Source organism: Gallibacterium salpingitidis (assembly GCF_001678495.1).
GTDB lineage: Bacteria > Pseudomonadota > Gammaproteobacteria > Enterobacterales > Pasteurellaceae > Gallibacterium > Gallibacterium salpingitidis.
Map to the genome: position 1 here is coordinate 24396 of NZ_JTJL01000042.1, position 9202 is coordinate 33597.

Genomic DNA, 9202 nt, shown 5'->3' on the forward strand with positions numbered 1-9202 from the left:
TCCCTCTTTTGTGTGATATAAATATATCACACAATTAAGCTACTACGCAAGAAAAACACACTTATTTTGGCTTAACATTAATTTTAATGAGGTTTCAGCAATTTTAAGTTGCTCAAAGTAATATGTTCTACTAATCCCAAATCGCTCTAATAGCCCAATTCTGACAGGAACACGATCGCGATCTAACTCTGTGTAAATCGGCAAACGGTAAGCATAGGTTGCCATGAATAAATCATACAGTTCTGGTGTTACTTTACGCATTACTAGTAAACATTGTTCAATTTGTAATGCTAAATCATCATTAATCGGACAAACCCTACGCTTACTCTCATCAATCGGAATAGGAATGCTAATAGAGATACTTGGATATTCCGTTCCTAGACGTGGTGTCGCCCAATATCCCCATTGAACACAAATTTTTTTAATATCATTAAAAACATACTCCATTACACACCTCGTCTTTTTTGTATTAACTTCACTTTCTTCGTGAAAATTCGCTTAATCTGCCTTAAATCTTCTTCAATATATTTTCTTTCTCGATTGTCTGCTTCTATTTCCTCTACTTTCTTAATACCCAATCGTTCAATCAGTCCAACCCTATATTCATGATAGTTTCCGCCTAAATAACGATTACAGCGTTTGCATTGCCCATGAATATTTAATGTGTAAAAACGTAAATGCGGAGCAGCCCCACGACTGCGATAATGTCCAGCGTCAAAGCCGCCGCCAAGCTTTTCACTGATTAATGGCGTTCCGCACGAAATACATTCTTTATTTTCATCACGAACACGAATATATCTATTAACTGCTTCTTGAGCTTCTTTAATTAATTGCCCTTTAGTCTTATTTTTCTCTTTTAATGCTGATAATCGCTTTTTACTTTCTATCCTTGCTTGTTTATCAAGTAATTTCCGTTTTTTTAATGCCTGCGCTTTGCTAAGTTTTATCGCACATTCAACGCTACATACTTTTTGCAAGCTACTTATCGTCTTTGTGTAATAGCTACCACAAACCTTGCATTTATATTGTTTATTTTTAACCATTGTTCCCTCTTAAAATACAAAAACAATACCAACACACATCCAAAACGCTAAGCAACCCAACATTGATAAGATAAATCCCCAGTTCATTTCCCCTTCCCACCTAAAAAAACGCATATAGCTGATTAATAATTTTTTCATCATTACAGTCTTTAAACACTGTTGATATTGCTGCTTGAGTAATAGCCACATAAAGTTCTCGGCGTTTAATATCATCATTCAATTCTTTGTAAGATATGCTTTTTGGCACTACCCTAAATTCTGATGGATTTTTCAAGTCAAATACCATTTCACAGTGTCCAGCTTGCACTAATAAATCCTTGCGAAAGGCATCAAATTGTGTCTTTTCATTGGCAAACTTCTGTAAGCTGTTATCTGCACACCAATAATCAAAACAGAACTTAAAGAATTGAAACATTTTTCTATGTAGTACAGGATTTATTTTTGTATTGATCTCAATTTCATACATTTCGTTATTTTTAAGCTGCTTTAAATGTTCTTCTTCTATCTCATTAGCTGGAGAAAACACTCCACCAGGTAATTTAATCATTTGAAATTTAGCCATGAAAAGCACCACACTGCTTAATAAAATCCAAACTTACTTGTCGGGTAACAAAATCTTCCATGGCGGGATCGAACACTACAATCATCTGTCCTTTGCTGTTGCCTTTAATCTCCTGCTTGGTAACAGGGTGGATAAAGCTAACACGTCCGCCTGTGATGTCGATTACCTCGTTAGCCACGTTATAAATACATTCTTGATACCAACGAGTTGATTTATCGTTATTGAGTAACATAATCACCATATGACCAGCATCACGGATTACTTTCGCTTGTTTTAAAAATGGTGTTACATTGGAATAGGGCGGATTAACAAAAATCCGCAAGGGTGCATCGCAATAATCACAAACAACATTAAGCAGCTGTTCGCAAATATCCTCTACCAAAAAATCCTCTATCACACCTAATTTCCCAATCCAATTCGCAGTTAAGGCGTTATCTTTATTCGCACAGCCGTCCAAATGGATCCAACCGAAACGATTTTCTATCCACTTAAATAAGTACTTTGGCGTTTGCCAAGTATCTTTATCAAAACTCATTTCCGATAACTCTCCCAATCAAATGCAACGATAGCTCCTTGCCCTTCCATCATGCGATCTAACACTCGCTCTCCAATATAATCGCTTAATTCATTTACGGATAAGTTACTAATTAATATTGTTGGTAGTCTGTTTTCATAGCGAGTATTGATAATTTCAAATAAGATTATTTTTTCTGCTTCTGAACCAAATTGAACGCCTATCTCATCAATGATCAATAAATCTTGACTAGCGTAAAATTTAATAAGTTCGTCCTCTGTTTTAGCACTATCTCGATTCCATGATGTCTTAACATCTCGAACAATACGCAATGCTGTTGATAGCAATACTTTTGCCTGATGTTGTTCAATAATCTCGTTAGCAATCGCACAAGCTAAATGATTTTTTCCTGTACCAGGCTTACCACAAAAAATTAATCCACCACCTTTAGCTAAACGATCGAGCCATTTTTCAGTGTATCGAGTCGCTAACATCAATGCCTTTCTTGCCCCTTCATTTATCACTTCATAATTTTTAAGAGAGCAACTCTCAAATCTAGGTGGAATTTGTGCATTCTTTTTTAAATTAGCAATAACGGTATTGTTATGATTTAAAAGTCTTGCCTGTACTTGATTAATTTCTTCTTGCAAGCAAATCGGGCATTTAGTTTTACTTTCTAGATTTAAATAAGGTCCTTTAATCGAGGTTGATATGCTTAAATATTCTCCGTGCTTATTACAAATCTCCTTTTTTGCATTAGGATTGTTAAGAGCATTTTTCGCTGCGGAAAATGAATTTTCTAAGCTATGGAGCTGTTCTAGTAATTCATCTTTAGTCATTTTTTACGCCTTACTTATAAATATCTGGGATATGTTCTTCATATTTGCGATCATTAAAATTATGATGAGCATTAGGCTTTTTATTCGTTTTATTGAGCTGCGGTTGATAATTAATCGGGTATATACCAGTCCAAGTATTACGAATTGCTTGCTCTAGTATTTCAGTCGCTTTTTGAGTATCTCCTCCGCTATATTTCGCTAGGTCCTTTAAACACAGCTCAACTGTTTTTGGCGTTTTAATTTCAGATCGTTTAGCTTTCCGCATTTTGCAATAGTCAATCCAAATATCTCGATTGACGTAATCAGGTAACGTAATTAATTCAGGATTAAATTTAGATGTTTTATCCTTTTTCGCATCGCCCGTATTATTGATAGGATCATTAATAGGATCATTGATAGTATCTTGATAGGATCGGTGGACATTTTGACCACCCTCACCAGACAAATTGTCCACCCTGCCTGGACAATTTGACCACCCTGAGTGGACATTTTGACTACCCTCACCAGACAAATTGTCCACCCTGCCTGGACAATTTGACCACCCTGAGTGGACATTTTGACTACCCTCAACTTCAAAATTAAGACAATAAACAGAAGATTTATTGCCAGTTCCTTTTCTTAATATGCTAACAAAACCAATTTCCTCTAGCTTTTCAATTGCTCTCTGAATAGTTTTTTCTGATACACCAGCCTGTCTAGCTAATGTAGCTTGACTTGGATAACAACGATCTTTTTCGTCCGCATAATTTGCCATTAAAATAAATACAAGCTTTAAATTACCTGATAATGGTGCTTCTACTGCTTTTGCTACTGCACTAAAACTCATAGCTCTACCGCCTTATTTAACATTTCTGATAGTTTCACTAATCCCTTAGCTGTAACGAGGACTTGTTCACTAATTTTTAAATTTCCATCCTTGTCTTCATAAGGGTTGGCTTTATGTTCAAGGTATCCAATCTGTAATTTATCTTGATAAGCAATCCATGGTTTAGAACCCACTCTCTTGTAGATCCAGCGATGAGAAAATAAAAACTGAATAAACATCTTAGGTTGCATCTGTAAATGTTTTGCTGCGTTAGTTAAATTCATAGATCCTTGTGCTTTTGTCGCTAAACGATCAAATGCTTCTGCCTTTGGTTTAAGCTCTAACACCTTTTCCGAATAAGTTAATAATGCCGAACGCAGATAAACTGGATCGTTTAACGCAATCATTGGATCCATTGTTTGTGATTTATTCACTACAGCATCAAAAGTACGAATCACTAATAAATGAAATTTTGGGCTAATCCACATTGCATAAGCATAAACAAGTTCCTTGCAAACAAATGTTCCAAGTCCTTGTTTTGTAAGGATAGACGGAATTCCGTCTTTTGAAATTTCACTAATTAATTCTTGTGTTTGTTGATTTGTTAGCCAATAAGTAGGGCGATGACGACTTTCACCACCACTCGCACGATGTAAATCATTTAGACAATATCGTCCTTGACCGTCTTGTTTGATTTCTGTATTATCAATAACGATTAATTTATTCAATTTAACCTCCTAAGCCACCGTCCCCAACGGTGGTTTTTTATTTCTACTTTCAATTTTATTTTTCTACTTTCTCTTCTTGCGAAGTACTGCCCAATTAACATCTGGACGTAATTCTTCGCATGTAACTTGTGAGTTTGTTAATGCTTCGATGTCAGGACATCTCTCAGCTGGAACTTTAGACTTTTCCCATTTCGCAACGGCCCATGGCAAAATACCAAAATGTTTAGCTAAGGCGGATTTTCCGCCAACAATAGAAAATACTTTTTGTAAAGGTGTCATAATATCCTCATTAAATACTACTTAATGTAGACATATTACAACTTAAAATAGAATTGAAGCAACTTTTTTTTTGCTCTAATATCTACCTTTAGTAGAAGATGAAAAAATATGGAGGACAAAATGAGCCTATCCACTCGTCTATCAAATTTAATGAAAGAAAAAGATGTTAGTATTGGGAAACTGAAAGATGTTGCTGGCGTTAGCTATGAAATGGCAAGACGCTATGTATTAGGCACAGCAGAACCAAGAACAGATAAATTAATAAAAATAGCTGAATATTTAGACACAACTCCAAGTTTTTTGCAGTACGGTACTGAAGACGTTAACGAACTATTAAAAAATACTCACGATGTAGATGTTATTGAAGATAAAGATTACGGTGATACCCATATAGAAATTGAATTATATGATATAAAACTTTCTGCTGGCACAGGGAAAGGATGTACAGTTGAATGGGTTCCCAGAAAATCTGATGAGCCACTCTTATTTAGACAAGCATGGTTTAGACAAAAAAATATCACTCCAGCAAGCTGCAAAGCTATGTATGTTCGTGGACAAAGTATGTACCCTGTCTTAAAAGATTGGGACACTGTTATTGTAAATATCCACGACACAGAAATTATAGATGGAGAAATATACGCGCTAATTTATAAAGGTAGTTTCTATATAAAACAGGTTGTAAGAAAAGGAGATGCTATCGAATTAATTAGTTTTAACCCCGATCCACAATATAGCCCAATTGTTATAGATGAGACTCAATTGCCAGAATTGAAAATCATTGGTCGGCAAATTTGGCGTGGTGGCTAATAAGCTATGAGTTGAATTTTATTGGGTAAAAGTTCTGAATACTGAATATACGATTCATATAGAGTAAGGAAAATATAATGGCAGAATTTAAAGATGTAAAACAAGCTATTGTCGAAGCACAACTTGCCTCAACACCAAAAGATAGAATGATTAATAGTATAATGACAGGCGCCACTGAACTACTATCTGCAAATGACATTATCCTAAGATTAGGTATCACCGCAAACGAGTTTGAGAAGTTAATCAAACTACCAAACCATTATTTAAGGACAAGCAGTGGATTTGGTGCAGCTCTTTCAGCTACACAGGCATTGTTTGATACTCATATTGAGTTGATTAATAAAGATTTAGAAAAAATCAGTACTTTTCCAAACCCAGATTTATATATTTTAGGGAAAGCACGTTGGACTAAAGAAACCTTTAAAAAATGGTTAGAAGAACAGTGCAGATAAAGAAAAAGGTAGGTTAAAACCTACCTTTCCCTGAATCGCGAAACGATTCTCACACTTTACAAAGCGATCCAGCTCCTATGTCTGGGGCTTCGGGTCCATTGCCAGTAAAGATATTATTACATTAAGACTTATGTGAGTAAAGAAAAATATGCTTTCAAAACAAATCACTAGTATTTCAGAAAGTCGATTGAATGCGTATCTCTTATGTTTCTATCAAAATAATAAAAATAAACAAAAAGAAGCTATTGCAGTATATACCGCACTACAACATCGAACCGGGATTTATTTTTCCCTAATCCAAGAAATTGAAGTTGCATTACGAAATGAAATAAGTGAATTACTTCGCAAAGCAGCTCCTAACAATGATTTATATCAATTTTTTCATTATTTAGCACAAGATGATAAAGCGCCACTAACACATGAATCGAAACGCCAACTACAAAAAGCGATTCGTGAGTGTGGTAAAAGAAGATATAACGAAAATGATATTATTTCACATATCACTTTTGGATTTTGGGTTAATCTTTTGGATTATGATATTAGAAGAAATCAACACGTTACTTACTGGCAAAAAATACTAAAACCTATCTTTAATCATAGATTTAATAATTTCAAAGAATTATATAATACATTGAAACAAATAATGCGATTCCGTAACAGGCTTTATCATCAAGAAATTGTATGGAATAAACGAATTGCAAAAAAACCTGAGCATGCTTTAGAAAATCTAGAAAGAACTTATAATCAATTTGAATCTGCATTAGAAAAAATTGCCCCAGAAAGATTTGTTTTTCGCCAACTTTCACAAGTCCTTATTTGGCAAAGAGCACTTTTCTTCGATCAACAAATCTTTATGGCAGAAATAACTGTATTACCACAACATATTTAGTATATAACCGTCTTTATGGCGGTTTTTCTTTGTTTAAAATTCAGTTATTAATTAATAATTAATAACTCATTCCACTAAATAACAATCCTTTATCCACTTTTCACATCAATTTTCCCAGATCCAACTATTTAGACTTTCTTAATGCTTAAAAAATAAGCAATTAGACAACTTTCTATTTTTTTATTTCATTAAATTTCAACCATTTACTACTTTTAGTTGTAATAAATGCTACTTTTATTGCAAATTTAAGTTGCATTATTTTCTACTTTAAGTAGAATAAACCCATCGAAACGAGATACACAATATCTCAAGCTCTTTTAACAATTTGGATTAAAAACACCCTATGCGGTCGCTAAGTATTGGTAACGATGCAGAGAGACAACTGCTCGCTTAGATGAACGTTTAGTCTTATGTGAAAAATCACTGTGAAGTGAATTGGTAACGGAACCAATAGGGTGAATCGAGTTCTCTCAGTTCAGCAACGGCAGTGAATCGTGAAGCATAGAGAGTTTATCGATACTAATGCCTGCTTGATGCAACATCCCTCAAAGTGAGTTTGCACTACAAAGCATTGAGCAAGCATTAGGAAAATCATTTACTGATGAGGTGAGTGATTTTCACTTGCATATAAACTCCGTTTGGTTTCGCCCTCTTTATTGAGGGCTTTTTTTTAAAGCAGATTAAGGTCTGTTTTAAAAAGAAAAGAGAAAGGAGAAACACTTATGAAAATGAGACCAATAAGTCCGCTAAGTTATGACAGTGCTGAAGATTACTACAGTGAACAGATGGCAATTAATCCAGAAGATCAGGATTATGATTTTAAAGATGATAGCTTTGATCGTCGTGAGTGCGACAGAGCAGCTCTTATTTACGAGCTGACTTATTTTAGACAAGATAGTCGGTATTGAGTCTAGAAATTACGCTTAAATTTGGAGGAAATTTAAAATGAGAAACAATCATAAAACGAAAATTGAATTTAACTTTTCACTAAAAATAGATGAAAAAGAAAAATTAACCAGAAAAGTAGCGTTTGAAGGTGATACAACACGAGGAGAAGTCCTAGCTGTTCAAATTATCAAACAACTAGAAAATGCTAAGTTAGATGCAGAATTTGATTATATCTACAATGAATTAATGGGCAGTACTACATAGCCCAGTTTTGATAAATATATTTATCTATACCTTCAGATAAATTATTCCACGCAGCATCATTCATTTCGGCTACAAATAAACTATCATTGTAATCAACACAGGCTAAAAGTTCGTTTCTAATTTGATCACAGGATTTATTTGATTTGATATACCAGACAGATTGATGAATTTTAGCCCATACAGAATAGCTTTCGATATAACTAATCAACTTATTATAATTTTGACCCGACTTATATAAGTCGTAAGAAATTAAATAGTTTCTCATACTGTTCTCCTTGATTAAATTGTAGTCGCAAATAACATTCTACTCCTCGATGTAGTCGCATACAAGAGGCGAGCTTGCCCCTCGTTAAAAGGGCATTGACACTCACCGCTTTATCGTATTAAGATAACCGCACTACTAAACTTCAGCGGTTTCCGCCCCGATAGCATAGCGGTTTTTTTATGCCTAAAATTTACCTATACAGATCTGTATAGCTCAATGATCGGGTCGAGAGAACCTAATACAATACCGAAAGGGAATAAGTTCCGCCGTCTGAAGCGGTAGTTGACGCCCGATCAACCCTACTAAAGTTGATCGAATTACTAACTAAACTTCAGAGGGCATAAAAATGTCAAACTTACAAATCTTAAACAATTCTATCCGCACTTTAGATAATCTTTATTCTTTAAATGATCTGCACAAAGCAAGTGGCGAATTACCTAAACATCGACCAAGCCTATTTATTCGTAATGAACAAACTAAAGAGCTTATTGCTGAGATAAATTGTTCAAATAACGAGCTAAGCACAAATTCGATCTTAGCTTATAAATCACTCAAAGGCGGATTAAATGCTGGTGTATGGGCTTGCGAAGAACTCGTCCTATCCTATGCAATGTGGATAAGCCCAAAATTCCACCTAATCGTCTTAAGAGCATTCCTAGCAATGCACAAAGGACAGCAGTTGCAAAATATGCAACAACTTGCATTACCAAAACCTAAAACTATCGAAATTGATACTAATGTTTTAGATGCCATCATCAAATACTGTAAATTCGCAAAACGACATGGTGAACAATTAGAACCTGTAATGCGAAACGTCTTTCAACTATTCGGTATTGAACGCTACATCAAAAATGACTTTGCGGCTCA

At 34.7% G+C, this 9202-nt stretch carries 15 protein-coding genes; 6 read left to right on the plus strand and 9 right to left on the minus strand.

Annotated features, from left to right (window positions below; all coding sequences use genetic code 11):
* Positions 1 to 42 precede the first annotated feature (42 nt).
* From QS62_RS08010 to QS62_RS08045, 8 genes are all read right to left on the minus strand, one after another.
* Positions 43 to 447, minus strand: coding sequence for an antiterminator Q family protein (locus QS62_RS08010; protein ID WP_066108503.1), 405 nt, complete (start codon positions 445 to 447; stop codon positions 43 to 45).
* The gene (locus tag QS62_RS08015; protein WP_066108504.1) at positions 447 to 1043 is read right to left on the minus strand and encodes a recombination protein NinG; all 597 of its coding nucleotides are present in this window, start codon (positions 1041 to 1043) and stop codon (positions 447 to 449) included. Before QS62_RS08015 ends, QS62_RS08010 begins: the two co-directional genes overlap by 1 nt.
* A gap of 100 nt (positions 1044 to 1143) precedes the next feature.
* Positions 1144 to 1605 (minus strand): DUF1367 family protein, encoded by a 462-nt coding sequence (locus QS62_RS08020; protein WP_066108507.1) that lies wholly within the window; start codon positions 1603 to 1605, stop codon positions 1144 to 1146.
* Entirely contained in the window at positions 1598 to 2140 is a 543-nt protein-coding gene (locus QS62_RS08025; RefSeq protein WP_066108510.1) for a DNA N-6-adenine-methyltransferase, read from the minus strand. The genes QS62_RS08020 and QS62_RS08025 overlap by 8 nt, the downstream gene beginning before the upstream one ends.
* Positions 2137 to 2958, minus strand: a complete 822-nt coding sequence (locus QS62_RS08030; protein ID WP_066108513.1) for an ATP-binding protein — start codon at positions 2956 to 2958, stop codon at positions 2137 to 2139. The genes QS62_RS08025 and QS62_RS08030 overlap by 4 nt, the downstream gene beginning before the upstream one ends.
* Before the next feature lie 10 nt (positions 2959 to 2968).
* A complete protein-coding gene (locus QS62_RS08035; RefSeq protein WP_066108517.1) occupies positions 2969 to 3784 on the minus strand; it encodes a helix-turn-helix domain-containing protein in 816 nt (271 codons plus the stop codon).
* On the minus strand, positions 3781 to 4491 hold the full coding sequence (locus tag QS62_RS08040; protein ID WP_082966158.1) for a phage antirepressor KilAC domain-containing protein: 711 nt from the start codon (positions 4489 to 4491) through the stop codon (positions 3781 to 3783). The genes QS62_RS08035 and QS62_RS08040 overlap by 4 nt, the downstream gene beginning before the upstream one ends.
* Positions 4492 to 4554: 63 nt before the next feature.
* Positions 4555 to 4770 carry a transcriptional regulator gene (locus QS62_RS08045; protein WP_066108520.1) on the minus strand — a complete coding sequence of 72 codons (216 nt, stop codon included), beginning with the start codon at positions 4768 to 4770 and terminating at the stop codon, positions 4555 to 4557.
* Between the two features lie 120 nt (positions 4771 to 4890).
* Between QS62_RS08045 and QS62_RS08050 the strand changes: the two genes are divergently transcribed.
* From QS62_RS08050 to QS62_RS08070, 5 genes are all read left to right on the plus strand, one after another.
* Positions 4891 to 5577 carry an XRE family transcriptional regulator gene (locus QS62_RS08050; RefSeq protein ID WP_066108523.1) on the plus strand — a complete coding sequence of 229 codons (687 nt, stop codon included), beginning with the start codon at positions 4891 to 4893 and terminating at the stop codon, positions 5575 to 5577.
* Positions 5578 to 5654: 77 nt separating this feature from the next.
* Positions 5655 to 6029: a hypothetical protein gene (locus tag QS62_RS08055; protein WP_066108526.1), complete on the plus strand. Its 375-nt coding sequence runs from the start codon at positions 5655 to 5657 to the stop codon at positions 6027 to 6029.
* 148 nt (positions 6030 to 6177) lie between these two features.
* Entirely contained in the window at positions 6178 to 6918 is a 741-nt protein-coding gene (locus QS62_RS08060; RefSeq protein WP_066108530.1) for an Abi family protein, read from the plus strand.
* 722 nt (positions 6919 to 7640) lie between these two features.
* The gene (locus QS62_RS08065) at positions 7641 to 7826 is read left to right on the plus strand and encodes a hypothetical protein (RefSeq protein WP_066108533.1); all 186 of its coding nucleotides are present in this window, start codon (positions 7641 to 7643) and stop codon (positions 7824 to 7826) included.
* A gap of 37 nt (positions 7827 to 7863) precedes the next feature.
* Positions 7864 to 8070 carry a hypothetical protein gene (locus QS62_RS08070; protein WP_066108535.1) on the plus strand — a complete coding sequence of 69 codons (207 nt, stop codon included), beginning with the start codon at positions 7864 to 7866 and terminating at the stop codon, positions 8068 to 8070.
* Here the strand turns inward: QS62_RS08070 and QS62_RS08075 are convergent.
* A complete protein-coding gene (locus QS62_RS08075; protein WP_066108538.1) occupies positions 8063 to 8335 on the minus strand; it encodes a CRISPR-associated protein Cas2 in 273 nt (90 codons plus the stop codon). The two genes, QS62_RS08070 and QS62_RS08075, sit on opposite strands and share 8 nt — an antisense overlap.
* Before the next feature lie 346 nt (positions 8336 to 8681).
* On the opposite strand from QS62_RS08075, the gene QS62_RS08080 reads away from it, so the two are divergent.
* Positions 8682 to 9202, plus strand: a 521-nt coding sequence (locus QS62_RS08080) for a KilA-N domain-containing protein (protein WP_156550106.1), incomplete at its 3' end; no start/stop codon positions are given.

Coding starts and splice junctions, on each gene's coding strand:
- QS62_RS08010 (WP_066108503.1), bottom strand. CDS start 447: ATGGAGTATGTTTTTAATGATATTAAAAAAATTTGTGTTCAATGGGGA.
- QS62_RS08015 (WP_066108504.1), bottom strand. CDS start 1,043: ATGGTTAAAAATAAACAATATAAATGCAAGGTTTGTGGTAGCTATTAC.
- QS62_RS08020 (WP_066108507.1), bottom strand. CDS start 1,605: ATGGCTAAATTTCAAATGATTAAATTACCTGGTGGAGTGTTTTCTCCA.
- QS62_RS08025 (WP_066108510.1), bottom strand. CDS start 2,140: ATGAGTTTTGATAAAGATACTTGGCAAACGCCAAAGTACTTATTTAAG.
- QS62_RS08030 (WP_066108513.1), bottom strand. CDS start 2,958: ATGACTAAAGATGAATTACTAGAACAGCTCCATAGCTTAGAAAATTCA.
- QS62_RS08035 (WP_066108517.1), bottom strand. CDS start 3,784: ATGAGTTTTAGTGCAGTAGCAAAAGCAGTAGAAGCACCATTATCAGGT.
- QS62_RS08045 (WP_066108520.1), bottom strand. CDS start 4,770: ATGACACCTTTACAAAAAGTATTTTCTATTGTTGGCGGAAAATCCGCC.
- QS62_RS08050 (WP_066108523.1), top strand. CDS start 4,891: ATGAGCCTATCCACTCGTCTATCAAATTTAATGAAAGAAAAAGATGTT.
- QS62_RS08055 (WP_066108526.1), top strand. CDS start 5,655: ATGGCAGAATTTAAAGATGTAAAACAAGCTATTGTCGAAGCACAACTT.
- QS62_RS08060 (WP_066108530.1), top strand. CDS start 6,178: ATGCTTTCAAAACAAATCACTAGTATTTCAGAAAGTCGATTGAATGCG.
- QS62_RS08065 (WP_066108533.1), top strand. CDS start 7,641: ATGAAAATGAGACCAATAAGTCCGCTAAGTTATGACAGTGCTGAAGAT.
- QS62_RS08070 (WP_066108535.1), top strand. CDS start 7,864: ATGAGAAACAATCATAAAACGAAAATTGAATTTAACTTTTCACTAAAA.
- QS62_RS08075 (WP_066108538.1), bottom strand. CDS start 8,335: ATGAGAAACTATTTAATTTCTTACGACTTATATAAGTCGGGTCAAAAT.